Here is a 16,109-nt window from a genome sequence, read left to right on the forward strand (position 1 = left end):
ACTCGATCGGCCGTTTTTCACCCACAGGGGGCGTGGGGAAAGCTGTGGATAAGACGTGAGCAAGCGCTACAAATCCCCTGCCCGCAAGGAAAATACGAAGTTGCGCAATAATTGGGCAGCTGGGCGGACGCTGCGGCACGCGACAAACGAATCGCGCCGGCCGCGGTCCCACCGATCGCTTCGATCACCACCGGGCTGCCAACGTGCCGACATACCGCTTTCGCCGCTTCGATGATGTGATCGGCATCGATCCCGCCGCCTGGGATGCGCTCACCAACGGACAGGTCTGCGTGTCGCACGCCTTCCTCGCCGCCCTCGAGGCGACGGGCTGCGTCGGGGCGGGCACCGGCTGGCTGCCGCGCCACGCAACGCTGTGGGAAGGGCCGCAGCTGGTCGCGGCGATGCCGTTGTACGAGAAGCACCACTCGTACGGCGAATACGTCTTCGACTGGGCGTGGGCCGAGGCGTATGCGCGCCATGGCCTCGCCTACTATCCCAAGTGGCTTGCGGCAGTGCCGTTCACGCCGGTGCCCGGGATGCGCCTGCTCGGCCGCGACACCACAAGCCGCAAAGCGCTGTTGCAGGCAACGCTGGCGTCGGCCGAGGAAAGCGGTTTGTCGTCGCTGCACGTGCTTTTCCCCACCGAAACCGAGGCTGGATGGATGCGCGAAGCCGGCCTGCTGATCCGCCAAGGCGTGCAGTTCCACTGGTTCAACGCGGGTTACCGGGATTTCAACGACTTTCTCGGCAGCCTGAATCACGAAAAGCGCAAGAAAATCCGCCAGGACAGGCGCCACGCCGCCGCCCATTCGCTGACGTTCCGCTGGCTCGACGGCACGACGGCGAACGCCGCCGACTGGGCGTTCTTCCATCGCTGTTACGCGGCGACTTACGCGCTGCACCGCTCGACGCCCTATCTCGGCGCGCCGTTTTTCACGCAGCTGGCGTCGCGCGCGCCGCACAGCGTGCGCCTGCTGCTCGCCGAACGCGAGGGCAAGCCGGTCGCAAGCGCCTTTTTCCTGTGCGACGGCGAAGCGCTTTACGGCCGCTACTGGGGCGCGACCGAACATCTGCCGTTCCTGCATTTCGAGTTGTGCTATTACCGCGCGATCGACTACTGCATCGGCCACCGCCTGAGCCGCTTCGAGGGCGGCGCACAGGGCGAGCACAAGCTCGCGCGCGGGCTGCAGCCGGTCGTCACGCGCTCCGCGCACTGGATTCGCGAACCGCGCTGGCGCGACGCAGTGGACCGCTTTCTCGCGCAGGAAACGGCGGGCATCGACTTCTACCTCGACGAACTTACCGAGCGCTCGCCGTTTCGTGCCTCGCGAAGGACAGCGCCGGAATGAAAAACAGCCCGCGCTCGGCGGGCCGTTTTCGGACAAGACAGCTTGCAGTGTATTTATTTTGCGGCGTTCTTCAGGCCGTTGAGGATTTCCTGCTTCGCATCTTCCACGGTGCCCCAGCCGAGCACCTTGACCCACTTGCCCGGCTCGAGATCCTTGTAATGCTGGAAGAAATGCACTGTCTGCTTCATCAGCAGCTCGGGCAGGTCGTCAGTGGTCTGGACCTTGTCGTACAGCGGCGTGAGCTTCGACACCGGCACAGCGACGACTTTCGCGTCCTGCCCGCCGTCGTCTTCCATCTTCAGCACGCCGACCGGACGGCAGCGGATCACCACGCCCGGCATCAGCGGAAACGGGGTCACCACCAGCACGTCGACCGGATCGCCGTCGCCGGCGACGGTGTGCGGCACGTAGCCGTAGTTGATCGGGTAGCGCATCGACGTGCCCATGAAGCGATCGACGAACACCGCACCGCTGTCCTTATCCACTTCGAACTTGATCGGCTCGCCCTGCGCCGAAATCTCGATGATGACGTTGATGTCGTTCGGCACGTCCTTGCCGGCCTTCACGAGCTCGAAACCCATAATTCCCTCTCCCATGGAAAATGTGGCGCGGATTATAAGGGGAAACGCGTCGCCCGTCGCTGCTCGCAACGCCCATCGGACCGCGCTCCCGGTTTCGCGCGACCGACCCTCGGCGCGGTGTTCGAAGCGGGCCGGACCGGCGTCGCCGCAACATCGTCACGTGACGAACACCACGGGCCACAGCAGACCTGAGGTGATAGCATCACGCCCGGCTGGCCTCTTCGGAGGACGGCCTCAGCTTTCCGACCTCGTTCCTCAACGCCAGGTGCGGCTGAGCGGCGAGCGGCAGTTTTCGATAGAATCCCGCGGTTTGCTTTCCCGATCGCCCACCCAATCATCGCGCCACTCATGACAGAAATCGCTCCTGCCCTGCCCGCTCCGGACAACCTCGACGCGCTCCGGCTCGAGGTCGCCGGGATCATTGTCGAAGCGCTCAACCTCGAGCAGGCGCCGGCTTCGATCCCTCCCGACGACTCCCTGTTCGGCGAAGGCCTCGGGCTCGATTCGATCGACATCCTCGAAGTGGCCCTCGTGGTGTCGAAACGCTACGGCTTCCAGCTGCGCGCCGATGACGACGACAACATCAGGATCTTCCGTTCGCTGCGCAGCCTGACCGGATACATCGCCAGCCACCGCACGCAATGAAGCTCGATTTCGCGCGCGGCACGCATCGCGTCGCACTGGTCTGCGTCGTCGTCGCCTGGGCGGTGGCGGCCCATTACACCACCGCGCTGGTCGAGACGTCCTCGTGGGGAGCGCTGCTCGGCATCGCGCCGTTTGCGTTTGTCGCCGCAACATTCGCCTGGCACTCGCCGTTGCGCACGGTGCTGCTCGCGCTGCTGGCTTTCGCGGCGCTCGGGCTCGCGCTGCTGTGGCCGACGCTCGCGCGCAACGTCGGCTGGATGTATTTCATCCAGCATGTCGGCACCAACGCCCTGCTCGGCATCGCGTTCGGCCGCTCGCTGATCGGCGGGCGCGAGCCGATGTGCACGCGCGTCGCGGCGCTCATCCACGGCGCACCCGGCCCCGTGCTTGCCCGCTACACGCGCGGCGTGACGCTCGCCTGGGCGCTGTTCTTCGGCCTGATGACGATGGTGTCGATCGCGCTGTTCGCGTTCGGTCCGCTCGACGTGTGGTCCGCTTTCGCGAACCTGCTGACTTTTCCGCTCGTCGCGCTGATGTTCGCTGGCGAATACGTGGTGCGCCTGCGAGTCCTGCCGCCCGAAGAGCGCAGCGGCATCCTCGATGCGGTGCGCGCCTACTGGCAACCCCCGGCAAACCCCGCACTCGCAGCATCGCGCAGAACGCCGGCGACGCGTCGGGGCCACCGATGAGCGACGTTGCGCCGCCCCTGCCGCTGCTGGGCCATGCGTGCCTGGACGCCGCCCTTGCGTGGCGCCACGGCGAACGCATCAGCGTCGCGCGCTTCCTCGGCGACGTGCACCGGCTCGCCGCGTTGCTACCGCCGGGGGGCCACGTGCTCAATATCTGCGCCGACCGCTACCGCTTCACCGTGGGCCTCGCCGCGAGCCTGCTCGCCGGCAAGGTCAGCCTGCTGCCGTCCACGCACACCCCTGAAACCGTACGCCAGCTCGCGGCGTTTGCGCCCGATGCGTTCTGCCTCGCCGACGGCGCGTGCGACATCGACCTGCCGCAGTTCCAATACCCCGAACTCGCCGGCCCAGACCATGCCGGCCCGGTGCCCGCCGTCGCCGCCGACCAGCTCGTCGCCTGCGTGTTCACTTCCGGCTCGACCGGCATGCCGGTGCCGCACCGCAAGACCTGGGGCGCGCTGGTGCGCAACGCCGCGGCCGAAGCCGAGCGCCTCGGACTGTCCCCCGCCGCGCCCCATGCGATCGTCGGCACGGTGCCGCCGCAGCACATGTACGGTTTCGAGTCGACGGTACTGCTCGCACTGCAGGGGGGCGGCGGCTTCTGGGCCGGACGTCCGTTCTACCCGGCCGATATCGCCGCCGCGCTCGACACCGTGCCACGCCCGCGCGTGCTCGTCTCGACGCCGTTTCACCTGCGCACGCTGCTCGCCGCCGATGTGGCGCTGCCGGTCACCGATCTCGTCGTCTCGGCGACCGCCCCGCTGTCGGGCAACCTCGCCGCCGAAACCGAAGCGCGCCTGCGCGGCCCGCTGCTGGAAATCTACGGCTGCACCGAAACCGGCCAGACTGCGACGCGGCGCACCGCGCTGACAGCGGAATGGCAGCTTTTTCGCGACGTCCGCCTGAGCGTCGAGGACGGCCAGGCGTGGGCGTACGGCGGACACGTCGAGCAGCGCACCGCGCTCGGCGACATCCTCGAACCGACCGCCGCCGACCGTTTCCTGCTGCACGGACGTTCGGTCGATCTCGTCAACATCGCCGGCAAACGCAGTTCGCTGAGCTACCTGAACCACCAGCTGAACGCGATTCCGGGCGTAGTGGACGGCAGCTTCGTGATGCCGGACGACGAGCAGATCGATGGGGCGACGCGCTTGTGGGCGATCGTCGTCGCACCCGGGCTCGATCGGGGCGCGCTGCTGCACGCGTTGCGCGAGCGCATCGACCCGCTGTTCCTGCCACGCCCGCTGCTGTTCGCCGACCGGCTCCCGCGCAACGCGACCGGCAAGCTGCCGCGCGCGGCGCTCGACGAGCTGTGCCGCCGCTTGCGCAGCGATCCGGCATGAAGTTCGAAACCGCGATCGTCGTCGCGCCGGACCATCCGGCGTTTGCCGGGCATTTCCCCGGCCAACCGATCCTGCCCGGCGTCGTGCTGCTCGGCTGGGCGACCGGCGCGCTCGGCATCGCCCTGGGCCGGCGGGTACCGCCCTGCCAGATCGCCGCGGCAAAGTTCCTGCAGCCGGTTAGTCCCGGCACCTCGCTGCTGATTCGCCATGTGCGCGAGCTGGGGGGTGCGTGGCACTTCGAGATCCTCGCCGGCGACGCAACGGTCGTATCCGGCACATTGAGAGTGGCAGCGTCGTGACTCGCACCCGAACCGCAGCTGCGCAGCCCGACGACCTGGAGGGTTCGGCGGACGCGCGAGCGCCCGCCGCCGACACCGCCTGGACGCGCCGCCCCGAGCGCAGCAACCAGCCGATGTTGCGGCTGATGACATGGATTTCGCTGCGTCTCGGACGTCGCGCCGGACGGCTCGTGCTGCGGCTCATCGCCGGCTATTTCCTACTGTTCGCTCCCACCGCGCGGCGTGCGTCGCACGCGTACCTAGCGCGCGTGCTCGAACGCACACCGCGGCCGGCCGAATTGTTCCGGCATTTCCTCGCCTTCGCCACGACGATCCACGACCGCATCTATCTCCTCAACGAACGCTTCGACCTGTTCGACATCCGCATGCATGGCGGCGAACTGATCCGCGACATCGTCGCCGACGGCAATGGCGTGTTCCTGATCGGCGCCCACCTCGGGAGCTTCGAGGTGATCCGCGCGGTCGGGCGCCAGCAGCCGGGGATCCGGGTCGCGATGGTGATGTACGAAGACAACGCGCAGAAGATCAACCGCACGCTGGCCGCGATCAATCCGGCGGCGCAGCAGGACATCATCCCGCTCGGCCGACTCGATTCGATGCTGCAGGTGCGCGAACGGCTCGACGACGGCATGCTCGTCGGCATGCTCGCCGACCGCAGCGTCGGGCCGGACGCAGTCGAACGCGTCGATTTTCTCGGCGCGCCGGCGAGCTTCCCCGCCGGGCCGTGGCGCATCGCGGCGATGCTGAAACGCCCAGTGATCCTGATGGTCGGTCTCTACCGCGGCGGCAACCGCTACGACATCCACTTCGAACACCTCGCCGATTTCACTGCCGTCACGCGCGAAACCCGCGGCGCGGCGCAGCGCGACGCGATCGTCCGCTATGCCGCGCGGCTCGAACATCACGCGCGGCACGCGCCGTTCAACTGGTTCAACTTCTTCGACTTCTGGCAACCGGCGCGCAGCCGGGACGCCGACTGACGTCCGGGAGCCGCTGGTGCGACGAGCCGGACTGATCCTGCTGCTTTGTGCTGTCGCGATCACGGCACCGCTCGCCGCCGCCGAGGCGTGGACGATCGAACAGCTGATGCACACGCTCGGCCAGCAGCGCTCCGGACAGGCGCACTTCGTCGAACGCAAGTACCTCGCGATCCTCGACGCCCCGGTCGAATCGTCCGGCGAGCTGCGCTTTCGCGCTCCCGACCGGCTGGAGAAGATCACTCTCGAGCCGCGCCGCGAATCGCTGGTGCTCGAAGGCAACACCCTGACAGTGGTGCGCGGCGAGCGTCGCCACATCGTGCAGCTGTCCGATTACCGCGAGATCGCCGCGTTCATCGACAGCATCCGCGCGACCCTCGCCGGCGACCAGGCCGCGCTCGATCGGATCTACGCGGCAAGCCTCACGGGCACGCCGCAGGACTGGACGCTGACGCTGCTGCCGCGCGAGCCGAAAATGGCCGAAGTCGTGTTGCGCATCGCGATCAACGGCAGCCATGCTCAATTGCGCGGCATCGAGATCCTGCAGGCCGACGGCGACCGCTCGGTGATGGAGATCGTTTCGGAGCGCGCCGCGCGATGACGCGACGCCTCGTGCCCGCGCTGCTGGCGTGGCTCGCGTTCGTCGGCCTGTCCGTCGCGGTCGTCAGCCAGACGCGCTTCACGAGCGATCTGTCGGCTTTCCTGCCGGCCAGCCCGACCGCCGAACAGCAGGTCCTCGTCGATCAGCTGCGCGACGGCATGGTGTCGCGCCTGCTGCTGCTCGGCATCGAGGGCGGCGACGCCGCGACGCGCTCGGCGCTGTCGCGCGAGCTTGCGCGACGGCTGCGGGCCGACACTGCGTTCGGCGTCGTTGCCAACGGCGAACCGGTCCACCGCGAGCGCGACCAGGCCCTGCTGTTCGGCAACCGCTACCTGCTCAGCCCCGCCGTCACGCCGCAGCGCTTCGGCGTCGAAGGCCTGCATGCCGCGATCGGCGAGTCGATCGACCTGCTCGCCTCGCCGCTGGGCATGCTGACGAAGGCGCTGCTGCCGCGCGATCCGACCGGTGAGATGATGCAGCTCCTCGAACGTCTCGACGGCGACGCCCGGCCCGCGCTCGTGGACGGCACGTGGGCGTCGCGCGACGGGCGGCGTGCGCTGCTGCTCGCGCAGACGCGCGCCGCCGGGTCCGATCTCGACGCCCAGCAGGAAGCGATCGCGAAAGTGCGCGAAGCGTTCACGGCCGTCGCGCAGGCGCAGCACGCCGATGCGCGCTTGCTGCTTTCCGGTCCGGGCGTCTTCGCCGTCGCCTCGCGGGCGACGATCCAGGACGAAGTGCTGCGGCTGACGCTGGTGTCGATCACGCTGATCGTCACGCTGCTGCTGTTCATCTACCGTTCCGCGACTGCGCTGCTGCTCGGACTGCTGCCGGTCGTCTGCGGGGCGCTCGCCGGAGTCGCCGCGGTGAGCCTCGGTTTCGGCGTCGTCCACGGCATCACGCTCGGCTTCGGCACGACGCTGATCGGCGAAGCGGTCGACTACGCGATCTACCTTTTCATCCAGTCCGGGCCGGCAGGCGAGCGCAACGAAGCGGAGCGCCGACCCGGCATCGCGGCGTTCTGGCCGACGATCCAGCTCGGCGTGCTGACGTCGATCTGCGGCTTCGCGACGCTGCTGTTCTCCGGCTTCCCGGGGCTCGCGCAGCTCGGCCTGTATTCGGTCGCCGGCCTCGTCGCGGCCGTCGCGACGACGCGCTTCGTGCTGCCGCATCTGCTGCCATCGGGCTTCGCGATCCGCGACGTCACTCCACTCGGAGTGCAGCTGCAGCACCTGCTGGTGAACGCACGCCACCTGCGCTGGGGAATCGTGGCGCTGGCGCTGGCCGCCGCGGCGGTGATCCACGTCAACCGCGACCGGGTGTGGAACCGCGAGCTCGCCGCCCTGAGCCCGGTCCCGGCCGCCGACCAGGCCCTCGATCTCGCGCTGCGCAGCGATCTCGGCGCCCCCGACGTGCGCCATCTCGTCGTCGTCAGCGGCCGCGACGCCGAAGCGGCGCTGCAGGCCGCCGAGGCGGTCGGCGCGCGCTTGCAGCAGCTCGCGAACGAAGGAGCGATCGGAGGGTTCGAGAGTCCGGCGCTGTATCTCCCGTCCCCGGCGACGCAGCTCGCCCGCCGCGCGAGCCTCCCCGAACCCGCCGAACTGGGCCGCCGGCTCGAACTCGCGACGGCTGGCCTGCCGCTACCGGCCGCGCACCTCGGGCCGTTCGTCGTCGATGTCGCTGCCGCGCGCGAACGGGCGCCGCTGACGCGCGCCGATCTCGACGGAACGAGCTTCGCCCTCGCCGTCGATTCGCTGCTGATCCCGCAGCGAGACCACTGGATCGCGCTGCTGCCGTTGCGCGCCCCGACCGACGGCCCTTTTGCGCATACGATCGACCCGGACCGGCTGCGCACCGCGCTCGAAGCGACCGACGCACAGGCGCTGTTCATCGACCTGAAAGGCGAATCCGACCGCCTCTATTCCGGTTACCTCAACGAAGCGCTGCTCCTCGCGCTCGCCGGCGTCGCCGCGATCGTCGCGCTGCTCGGGCTCATGCTGCGCTCGGCAACCCGCGTGCTGCGCGTGCTCGTGCCGCTCGTCGCAGCGGTGCTGGTCGTCGTCGCCGGCCTCGTGCTCGCCGGCGTCACGCTGACGATCCTGCATCTGGTCGGGCTGCTCCTGATCGTCGCGGTCGGCTCGAACTACGCCCTCTTCTTCGACGGCAGCGAAAGCTCGGGAGGGCCGGCTCCCCGCACGCTCGCATCGATGCTGTTCGCGAACCTGACCACTGTCGCCGGTTTCGGCGTGCTGGCATTCTCGTCGGTGCCGGTACTGCAGGCGATCGGCGGCACCGTCGGCCCCGGCGCGATCCTCGCGCTGCTGTTCGCGGCAGTCCTGTCGCGCCCCTGATGCCTCGCCGCTACCGCCCGACCCCGCTGATCGGACTGTCCGTCGCGCTGCACGGCGCGGCCGCCGGCAGCCTGCTGCACCCGGACGCCTGGCCGTGGGCGGCCGGCGCGCTCGCAGCGAACCACGCGCTGCTGACCGCTGCCGGCCTGCTGCCCCGCTGCCGCCTGCTCGGCCCGAACTGGACACGCCTGCCGACTGCAGCCGCCGCACGCGGCGAAATCGCGCTGACGATCGATGATGGTCCGGATCCCTACGTGACGCCGCGCGTGCTCGACCTGCTCGACCACCACGGCGCACGGGCGAGCTTCTTCGTCATCGGCCGGCACGTCGGACAACATCCGGTGCTCGCGCGCGAGATCGTCGCCCGCGGCCACACGCTCGAAAACCACAGCGAACAGCACCTGAAGAGCTTCTCGCTGCACGGACCGCGCTGGTGCGAGCGCGAGATCCGGGCCGCGCAGCAGACGATCGCCGATTGCTGCGGCGCCGCCCCGCGCTTCTTCCGTGCACCGGCCGGGCTGCGCAACCCGTTCCTCGAACCAGTGCTGGCCCGCCTCGACCTGCAGCTCGCCGCGTGGACGCGCCGCGCTTACGACACCCGCAATGACGACGCGGAAAAAGTCGGCGACCGTCTGCTCGGCGGGCTCGCCGGCGGCGACATCCTGCTGCTGCACGACGGCAACGCCGCACGCGGCCGGCACGGCACGCCGGTGATCCTCGACGTACTGCCGCGCCTCCTCGCCGCCTGCGAGACCGCGGGACTGCGCCCGGTCACTTTGCGGGCGGCGATCCGGTGAGCGACGCGGTGTTCCGCACCTTGCTCGATGCAGCGAGCGCCAAGTACCGCCCGGCGGGTCCGTTCGCGTACCACTTTGCGCGCGGCAAGCTCGGAGCGGACCCGCTGTTCCGCATGCTGCTGCAGCGCGGCATGTTCCCCGCCGCAACCCGTGTCGTCGATCTGGGTTGCGGCCAGGGGCTTCTTGCGTCGTGGCTGCTCGCCGCGCGGCGCCTCCACGACTGCGGCCGATGGACGGGGGAGTGGCCGGCGCCGCCGAAGCTGCTGGGGCTGCGCGGCATCGACCGCAATCTCCGCGATGTGGCGCGTGCGCGCCGCGCGCTCGCCGCGGAGGCGGCAATCGTCGAGATCCGGCAAGGCGACCTCGCGACGCTCGAGGCGCCCGACTTCGGTCCGGTCGACGTCGTCACGATTCTCGACGTCCTGCACTACCTCGACTTCGCCGCGCAGGAAAGCCTGCTGCGCAAGGTCCGGGCCGCGCTGCCTGCCGGCGGACTCCTTTTCGCTCGTGTCGGCGACACGGACGCCGGCCTGCCGCACCGCCTGTCGACAGCGGTCGACCTCGCCGTCGCGTTCGCCCGCGGGCACCGTCTGCCCCGGCTCTACTGCCGATCGTCGCGAAGCTGGATCGCCCTTCTCGAAGGACTCGGCTTTTCCGTGCACGACGAGCCGATGGGCACCGGCAAATCGTTCGCGAACGTGATGCTCGTCGCACAGGTGCCGCATTGAAGCGGGCGCGGCGCTTCAGGCGCGTTGCCGCGATTTGTTAAACTAGCGCCTTTGTCCGACGCCCGAGCCGCCGTGAACCCGCTGTTGATCTCCCGCTACACCGCCACCTCCTGCCTCGGCAGAGGCATCGGGCCGATGCGCGATGCGCTCGTCGCGGGCCGTTCCGGCCTGAAACCCTGCGACTTCGATGGCGTTGCGCTCGAAACCTGGGTTGGCGAAGTCGCCGGCGCGGACGACGAGACGCTGCCCTCGCATCTGCGCCGTTTCGACTGCCGTAACAACCGGCTCGCGCAGATCGGCTTCGAACAGGACGGGTTCTCCGACGCCGTGCGGGGCGCCATGGGGCGCTACGGTGCCGAGCGGATCGGCGTGTTTCTCGGCACGAGCACGGCCGGAATCCTCGAAACCGAGCTCGCCTACCAGCGCCGCGATCCGGCCAACGGCGCGCTGCCGGCCGGTTTCAACTACGCCGGCTCACACAATCCGTTTTCGGTAGCCGCGTTCGTGCAGGCCGCGTTCGGACTTGGCGGGCCAGCCAGCGTCGTGTCGTCAGCCTGCTCGTCGAGCGCAAAAGTGTTCGCGTCGGCGCGACGCATGATCGAAGCGGGACTGATCGACGCGGCGATCGTCGGCGGCGTCGATTCATTGTGCCTCACGACGCTGTACGGCTTCGCTTCGCTCGAACTCACGTCGAGGCAGGCGTGCCGGCCGTTCGACCTGAGGCGCGACGGCATCTCGATCGGCGAAGCGGCCGCGTTCGCATTGCTCGAACGCGTCGACGGGCCGCTCGCCGACGATGCCATCCTGCTCCTTGGCGTCGGCGAATCGAGCGACGCCTATCACATGTCCTCGCCGCACCCCGAAGGCCTCGGCGCGCGGCGGGCAATGGAAGCGGCGCTCGCCGCCGCCGGGCTGGAGTCGGGCGACATCGATTACATCAACCTGCACGGCACTGCGACGCCGAGCAACGACAGCGCCGAAAGCAGGGCCGTGCGCGCGCTGTTCGGTGCAGCGACCGCCTGCAATTCGACGAAAGGAGCTACCGGCCATACGCTCGGCGCAGCCGGCGGCGTCGAAGCAGTGATCGCCGCGCTGGCGCTGCGCGACGGCTTTCTTCCCGGTAGCCCCAACACCCGTGAACCGGAGCCGGACATGAATTACCTCCTCGCCAGCCGCCCGGCACGCGTCCGGCGCGTGCTCAGCAACTCGTTCGGGTTCGGCGGCACGAACTGCAGCCTCGTGATCGGCCGCGCGCAATGACCGGTCCGGCCCATTCCCTGCCCGGCGCGTGGATCAGCGGCATCGGCCTGCTCGGCCCGGGCCTGCCCGACTGGCCGGGCGGCGCCGCGATCCTCGCCGGCGAGGCGCTCTGGGTGCCGGCGAAGACCGTGCTCAGCGCACCGGAACAGCTCCCCGCCGCCGAACGCCGCCGTTCGGTGCGCGTCGTCAAGCTCGCGCTGACCGTCGGCCTCGAAGCCGTGAGCGCGGCCGGAGCCGACGCATCGGCTCTCGCGACGGTGTTCAGTTCGTCCGGCGGCGACGGCCACAACTGCCACCTGATTTGCGAAGCGCTCGCGTCCGACGACCGCCAGGTTTCGCCGACCCGTTTCCACAACTCCGTGCATAACGCCGCTGCCGGCTACTGGGGCATCGCAACCGGCGCATCGCCCCCCGCAGCGGTATTGTGCGCGTTCGACGGCAGCTTCGCAGCGGGGCTGCTCGAGGCGCTGGTACAGGTCAGCGTCGACCGCGTGCCGAGCCTGCTGATCGCCTACGATGCCGACTACCCGGAACCGCTGCGCGCGGCGCGCCCGGTGCCTGATGCGTTCGGCATGGCGCTGCTGCTGACGCCGGAACCGGGCGCACCCCACTTCGGCCGCATCCGTGCCGGGCTGACGACTGCTACGGCCGACACCCTCGCCGATCCGGCGCTCGACACGTTGCGCCGCGCGATTCCCGCCGCCCGCAGCCTGCCGCTGCTCGCCGCGATCGCGCGCGGCGAATCGGGGCGGATCGTGCTCGACTATCTCGACCACGCCCGCGTCGCGGTGGACTTCACCGCATGACCTCGCAACCAGCGACGCTGGACCGCGCCGCGATTGCGGCCCGCATTCCCCATCACGGCACGATGTGCCTGCTCGACGCCGTCGTCGCGTGGGACGCCGAATCGATCCACTGCCGTGCGACGAGCCATTGCGACTTGGCGAACCCGCTGCGCGACGCGGGCAGCCTGCCAACGACTGCCGCAATCGAATATGCGGCGCAGGCGATGGCGGTCCACGGCGCGCTGCTCGCGCCGGCCGGCGGCACGCCGCGCGCCGGCTACCTCGCCAGCGTGCGCAGCGTCGAGCTCGCTGTAGCCCACCTCGACGGGATTGCAGGCGAGCTCGAAATCCGTGCGAAGCGGCTGACCGGCAACGACAGCCAGGTGTTGTACGGTTTCACCGTCTGCGCCGCGGGTACGACGCTCGTTTCCGGGCGTGCCGCGGTGATTCTCGATGCAGGCGCGCCGGGCGCCGGCCTTTCCCGGAGCCCCCCTTGAAACGCGCACTGGTTACCGGCGGCAGCGGCGGCATCGGTGCCGCGATCTGCCGCCGCCTCGCAGCCGACGGCTACCACGTCTTCGTCCATGCCCACCGCAACCTCGACCAGGCGCGCGCGCTCGTCGACGACATCCGGGCGGGCGGCGGCAGCGCGACGCCGGTGGGGTTCGACGTCACCGATGCCGCTGCGACATCGGCCGAGCTCGAGGCGCTGCTCGCCGAAGCGCCGATCCAGATCCTCGTGAACAATGCCGGCATCCACGACGACGCGGTGTTCCCGGGCATGCGCGCGCAACAGTGGCAGCGCGTCATCGACGTGTCGCTGAACGGGTTCTTCAACGTCACCCAGCCGCTGACGATGCCGATGATCCGCACCCGCTGGGGGCGCATCATCACGATCTCGTCGGTCGCGGCGATCACCGGCAACCGCGGGCAGACGAACTACGCCGCGGCGAAAGGAGCGCTGCATTCGGCGAGCCGCTCGCTGTCGCAGGAACTCGCGAGCCGCGGCATCACCGTCAATGTCGTCGCGCCTGGAATCATCGACACGGCGATGAGCGAAGACACGTTCGACGCCGCCGCGATCGCCCGCCTGGTGCCGATGAAGCGCGCCGGCCGCCCGGCCGAAGTCGCCGACCTGGTCGGTTTTCTCGCGTCCGAGCAGGCCGCGTATATCAGCGGCCAGGTGATTTCGATCAACGGCGGGATGATCTAAGTTTGAGGGTCGGCGCGCTTGTCGCGGCCGGAAGCGTAGCGCCGCGCCGCAAGCAGCGGCAGGCGCAGCAGGAAGCCGAAGAACAGCCGCGTGTGCATCCACGTCAGCAGCAGGTTGTCGCGCAGGTAGTTGAAATGCGATACGCCGCCCTCATCCGGCGTGAAGTATCGCACCGGTGCCTCCAGGTTCACCGGCGGCACGCCGGCCCAGCTCATGCGCACGACCGCTTCCGGGTCGAAATCGAAACGCCGCATCCAGCGCTGCCCGCGCATCACGCGCGCGAGCGGCCCGATCGGATAGACGCGAAAGCCGAACAGCGAATCGCCGATGCCCGTCCACAAGGTTTCGAGATTGGCCCACCAGTTCGACACGCGTCGGCCCCGCACGCGCAGCGCTGGAGCGCTGGCGTCGAACACCGGCACGCCCAGGATCATCGCCTCCGGCCGCCCCTGCGACGCCGCCATGAAGCTCGGGATCAGCTCGGCCGGGTGCTGGCCGTCCGAATCCATCGTCAGCACGTGCGTGAAGCCTTCATCCGCGGCAAGTTCGATGCCGTGGAGCACCGCCGCGCCCTTGCCGAGGTTTTTCGGCAGCACGATGACCCGCAGCCCCGGGTCGTCGTTCGCCATTGCCTGCAGGGCCTGAGTCGTGCCGTCGGTGCTGCCATCCACGACGACCCACACCGGCAGCCATTCCCGGCGCGCTGCGCGCACGGTGTCGAAAACCTTGCTTCCCGGGTTGTAGCTGGGGATCAGCAGCAGGTGGGTCGAGGCGGATTCAGCCGCGCTCAGCGCTGGCTGCAGCGTCGTCGTGCCGTCGGGGCGACGCTGCGGATGCCGGAAAGTCGGGAAGCGTTGCATGCTGGAGTTCCGCCGCAAAGTAGTGTTCGAGTTCCCGCATGAATTCCTGCACATTGCGTGCCGGCTCGAAGCGCCTGCCGAGCCGCACCCGGTAGGTGACCGGCATTTCAGGCCGGCGGAACAGCGGCCAGCCCTTGCACAGGTAGGGCGACGCGGTTTCGATGAAGATCGTCTGCACCGGCACTTTCGCGCGGCGTGCGATCAGCCCGACACTGCTCATCAATGGGTTCACAGGCAGTCTAGTCGTGCGCGTTCCTTCCGGAAAGACCAGCAGGTGACTTCCGGCGGCCAAGTCTTCGGTCGCGCGCATGACCATGCGCAGCGGCGAATCGTTGCGGATGTAACGTGCAAGGCGTGCGCCTGCGCCGAGGAAAACGTTGTCCATCAGCCCCGCCTTCATGATGCACGCGACGTCGGGCAGGCGCGAGATCACCATCACGGCGTCGAGCAGGCACGGATGGTTCGGGGCGAGAATCAGCGGCTCCTGCCCGCGCAGCGCATCGAGTTCGCGCAGATCGAAGCGGCACGCACCGATCAAGGTCAGGAAGCGCAGATAGCCGTGGAAGATCCAGCTGATCACGCGTCGCCCGAGCCGCCGCCCGAGTAAGCCTGGCAGCAGCGCCTGCAGCGCCATCGCGAACGGCGTCCACAGCAGGCACACCGTCCCGAGATAGAAGAGGCCCAGGTGCAGCAGCACGGTTTCGTGCACGACGCGCAGCCAGCTGCGCCGGATTGCGCGCTCACTCATCGGCCGGCACCCGCTGCGAGGATTCGCCGATCAGCCAGGTCACTGCGAAGCCAGCGGCGAAGTAATTGCGGCTCGTCACGAGCGGGCTGTCGAGGAATACCGCGCCAGCCAGAGTGTCGTAGCGGACGAAAGCGCCGGCCCACCCCCCCGCAAACCGCTTCGACAGCGCTGCGAGGAACTGCGTGCCGGCATAGCCGCCTTTTGCGTCGTATACGGGTCGCGCGGCAGTCGCATCACGCACATCGACGCCATAGAAATAACGGTGCTGGCGGCGGTCGCCGAACACCGGACCGGCGACGAGCCCGAGCGTCCAGCCGTCCATCCCGGGAGGGTCGCGCCAGTCGAGGTTGAGCTGCGGCGTGAACTGCCAGCCAGTCGATTCGGGATGGCTTTCGACCGTCACCCCGACGCGCAGCGGCAAGCGTACGCGCAGCTTGCGGCGCTCGTCGGCGCTCTGCCACAATCGCACGTCGAGCGAGGGTCCGATCTCCACCGTCGGCTCGAGATCGTCCATACCGGCGCGCACGTCCACGTCCTCGCTGCTGGCCGGGGGCGACGCAGCAAGGCTCAGACTGAGCTCGGCCCGCTCGGAGTCGAAGAACGTGCCGCGCAGGCCGCGCCGGTCCGCTTTCAGGAATTCGCCGCGGTAGATCACGTACGGCACGGGAAGCACGAACACGCGGTTCTCGTCCGAGCCGCGATACGCCGGAAACTGCAGCACGCCGACTCCCGCACCGAGTTCCCACAGGGGCTTTTCCTCGTCTGCAGCGATGCACGCCCCAGCCGCCACGAACATGCCTGCCATGACGACGACTGCACGTGCCAGGCGCGGCAGGCGCCTTCGACGGCGCACGGCGGTCATCCGGCCACGGCCAGAACATACGCT

The 16,109-nt window shown here is 69.1% G+C and carries 18 protein-coding genes; 14 read left to right on the plus strand and 4 right to left on the minus strand.

All coding sequences use genetic code 11. The features are described from left to right. Window positions 1–203 precede the first annotated feature (203 nt). Window positions 204–1,349, plus strand: coding sequence for a GNAT family N-acetyltransferase (locus EBN1_RS19830; RefSeq protein WP_011239771.1), 1,146 nt, complete (start codon window positions 204–206; stop codon window positions 1,347–1,349). 53 nt (window positions 1,350–1,402) lie between these two features. Here the strand turns inward: EBN1_RS19830 and ppa are convergent, their stop codons facing one another. Further along, entirely contained in the window at window positions 1,403–1,930 is a 528-nt protein-coding gene (ppa, locus tag EBN1_RS19835; protein WP_011239772.1) for an inorganic diphosphatase, read from the minus strand. A 348-nt stretch (window positions 1,931–2,278) separates the two neighbouring features. On the opposite strand from ppa, the gene EBN1_RS19840 reads away from it, so the two are divergent. From EBN1_RS19840 to fabG, 13 genes are all read left to right on the plus strand, one after another. Then, complete coding sequence (locus EBN1_RS19840; RefSeq protein WP_011239773.1) at window positions 2,279–2,575, plus strand: phosphopantetheine-binding protein; 297 nt, start codon at window positions 2,279–2,281, stop codon at window positions 2,573–2,575. Continuing rightward, entirely contained in the window at window positions 2,572–3,264 is a 693-nt protein-coding gene (locus tag EBN1_RS19845; protein WP_011239774.1) for a COG4648 family protein, read from the plus strand. The genes EBN1_RS19840 and EBN1_RS19845 overlap by 4 nt, the downstream gene beginning before the upstream one ends. Next, window positions 3,261–4,607: an AMP-binding protein gene (locus EBN1_RS19850; protein ID WP_011239775.1), complete on the plus strand. Its 1,347-nt coding sequence runs from the start codon at window positions 3,261–3,263 to the stop codon at window positions 4,605–4,607. Before EBN1_RS19845 ends, EBN1_RS19850 begins: the two co-directional genes overlap by 4 nt. Continuing rightward, window positions 4,604–4,906, plus strand: coding sequence for a 3-hydroxyacyl-ACP dehydratase FabZ family protein (locus EBN1_RS19855; RefSeq protein ID WP_041646629.1), 303 nt, complete (start codon window positions 4,604–4,606; stop codon window positions 4,904–4,906). The genes EBN1_RS19850 and EBN1_RS19855 overlap by 4 nt, the downstream gene beginning before the upstream one ends. Next, on the plus strand, window positions 4,903–5,886 hold the full coding sequence (locus EBN1_RS19860) for an LpxL/LpxP family acyltransferase (protein WP_241762780.1): 984 nt from the start codon (window positions 4,903–4,905) through the stop codon (window positions 5,884–5,886). Before EBN1_RS19855 ends, EBN1_RS19860 begins: the two co-directional genes overlap by 4 nt. 16 nt (window positions 5,887–5,902) lie before the next feature. Beyond that, window positions 5,903–6,484 (plus strand): LolA family protein, encoded by a 582-nt coding sequence (locus tag EBN1_RS19865; RefSeq protein WP_011239777.1) that lies wholly within the window; start codon window positions 5,903–5,905, stop codon window positions 6,482–6,484. Then, a complete protein-coding gene (locus EBN1_RS19870; protein WP_011239778.1) occupies window positions 6,481–8,832 on the plus strand; it encodes an MMPL family transporter in 2,352 nt (783 codons plus the stop codon). The genes EBN1_RS19865 and EBN1_RS19870 overlap by 4 nt, the downstream gene beginning before the upstream one ends. Next, a complete protein-coding gene (locus tag EBN1_RS19875; protein ID WP_011239779.1) occupies window positions 8,832–9,629 on the plus strand; it encodes a polysaccharide deacetylase family protein in 798 nt (265 codons plus the stop codon). The genes EBN1_RS19870 and EBN1_RS19875 overlap by 1 nt, the downstream gene beginning before the upstream one ends. Then, window positions 9,626–10,357: a class I SAM-dependent methyltransferase gene (locus EBN1_RS19880; protein WP_011239780.1), complete on the plus strand. Its 732-nt coding sequence runs from the start codon at window positions 9,626–9,628 to the stop codon at window positions 10,355–10,357. The genes EBN1_RS19875 and EBN1_RS19880 overlap by 4 nt, the downstream gene beginning before the upstream one ends. A gap of 72 nt (window positions 10,358–10,429) precedes the next feature. Continuing rightward, the gene (locus EBN1_RS19885) at window positions 10,430–11,617 is read left to right on the plus strand and encodes a beta-ketoacyl-[acyl-carrier-protein] synthase family protein (RefSeq protein WP_011239781.1); all 1,188 of its coding nucleotides are present in this window, start codon (window positions 10,430–10,432) and stop codon (window positions 11,615–11,617) included. Then, the gene (locus EBN1_RS19890; RefSeq protein WP_011239782.1) at window positions 11,614–12,423 is read left to right on the plus strand and encodes a beta-ketoacyl synthase chain length factor; all 810 of its coding nucleotides are present in this window, start codon (window positions 11,614–11,616) and stop codon (window positions 12,421–12,423) included. The genes EBN1_RS19885 and EBN1_RS19890 overlap by 4 nt, the downstream gene beginning before the upstream one ends. Further along, on the plus strand, window positions 12,420–12,899 hold the full coding sequence (locus tag EBN1_RS19895) for a hotdog family protein (protein WP_011239783.1): 480 nt from the start codon (window positions 12,420–12,422) through the stop codon (window positions 12,897–12,899). Before EBN1_RS19890 ends, EBN1_RS19895 begins: the two co-directional genes overlap by 4 nt. After that, a complete protein-coding gene (gene fabG / locus EBN1_RS19900) occupies window positions 12,896–13,615 on the plus strand; it encodes a 3-oxoacyl-ACP reductase FabG (protein ID WP_011239784.1) in 720 nt (239 codons plus the stop codon). The genes EBN1_RS19895 and fabG overlap by 4 nt, the downstream gene beginning before the upstream one ends. On the opposite strand, the gene EBN1_RS19905 is transcribed toward fabG, so the two are convergent. From EBN1_RS19905 to EBN1_RS19915, 3 genes are read right to left on the minus strand one after another with little or no spacing between them, the layout of a single operon-like run. Then, a complete protein-coding gene (locus EBN1_RS19905; protein WP_011239785.1) occupies window positions 13,612–14,475 on the minus strand; it encodes a glycosyltransferase family 2 protein in 864 nt (287 codons plus the stop codon). The genes fabG and EBN1_RS19905 overlap by 4 nt on opposite strands. Continuing rightward, entirely contained in the window at window positions 14,393–15,223 is an 831-nt protein-coding gene (locus tag EBN1_RS19910) for a lysophospholipid acyltransferase family protein (protein ID WP_049780322.1), read from the minus strand. Before EBN1_RS19910 ends, EBN1_RS19905 begins: the two co-directional genes overlap by 83 nt. Continuing rightward, a complete protein-coding gene (locus EBN1_RS19915) occupies window positions 15,216–16,076 on the minus strand; it encodes a MipA/OmpV family protein (RefSeq protein ID WP_241762781.1) in 861 nt (286 codons plus the stop codon). Before EBN1_RS19915 ends, EBN1_RS19910 begins: the two co-directional genes overlap by 8 nt. Window positions 16,077–16,109 lie beyond the last annotated feature (33 nt).

Origin of the sequence: Aromatoleum aromaticum EbN1, assembly GCF_000025965.1 — a bacterium.
In the GTDB taxonomy this organism is placed as follows: domain Bacteria; phylum Pseudomonadota; class Gammaproteobacteria; order Burkholderiales; family Rhodocyclaceae; genus Aromatoleum; species Aromatoleum aromaticum.

Excerpts from the sequence above, each read along its gene's own strand:
- ppa (WP_011239772.1), bottom strand. The coding sequence starts at position 1,930 with ATGGGTTTCGAGCTCGTGAAGGCCGGCAAGGACGTGCCGAACGACATC.
- EBN1_RS19840 (WP_011239773.1), top strand. The coding sequence starts at position 2,279 with ATGACAGAAATCGCTCCTGCCCTGCCCGCTCCGGACAACCTCGACGCG.
- EBN1_RS19845 (WP_011239774.1), top strand. The coding sequence starts at position 2,572 with ATGAAGCTCGATTTCGCGCGCGGCACGCATCGCGTCGCACTGGTCTGC.
- EBN1_RS19850 (WP_011239775.1), top strand. The coding sequence starts at position 3,261 with ATGAGCGACGTTGCGCCGCCCCTGCCGCTGCTGGGCCATGCGTGCCTG.
- EBN1_RS19855 (WP_041646629.1), top strand. The coding sequence starts at position 4,604 with ATGAAGTTCGAAACCGCGATCGTCGTCGCGCCGGACCATCCGGCGTTT.
- EBN1_RS19870 (WP_011239778.1), top strand. The coding sequence starts at position 6,481 with ATGACGCGACGCCTCGTGCCCGCGCTGCTGGCGTGGCTCGCGTTCGTC.
- EBN1_RS19875 (WP_011239779.1), top strand. The coding sequence starts at position 8,832 with ATGCCTCGCCGCTACCGCCCGACCCCGCTGATCGGACTGTCCGTCGCG.
- EBN1_RS19890 (WP_011239782.1), top strand. The coding sequence starts at position 11,614 with ATGACCGGTCCGGCCCATTCCCTGCCCGGCGCGTGGATCAGCGGCATC.
- EBN1_RS19895 (WP_011239783.1), top strand. The coding sequence starts at position 12,420 with ATGACCTCGCAACCAGCGACGCTGGACCGCGCCGCGATTGCGGCCCGC.
- EBN1_RS19905 (WP_011239785.1), bottom strand. The coding sequence starts at position 14,475 with ATGCAACGCTTCCCGACTTTCCGGCATCCGCAGCGTCGCCCCGACGGC.
- EBN1_RS19910 (WP_049780322.1), bottom strand. The coding sequence starts at position 15,223 with ATGAGTGAGCGCGCAATCCGGCGCAGCTGGCTGCGCGTCGTGCACGAA.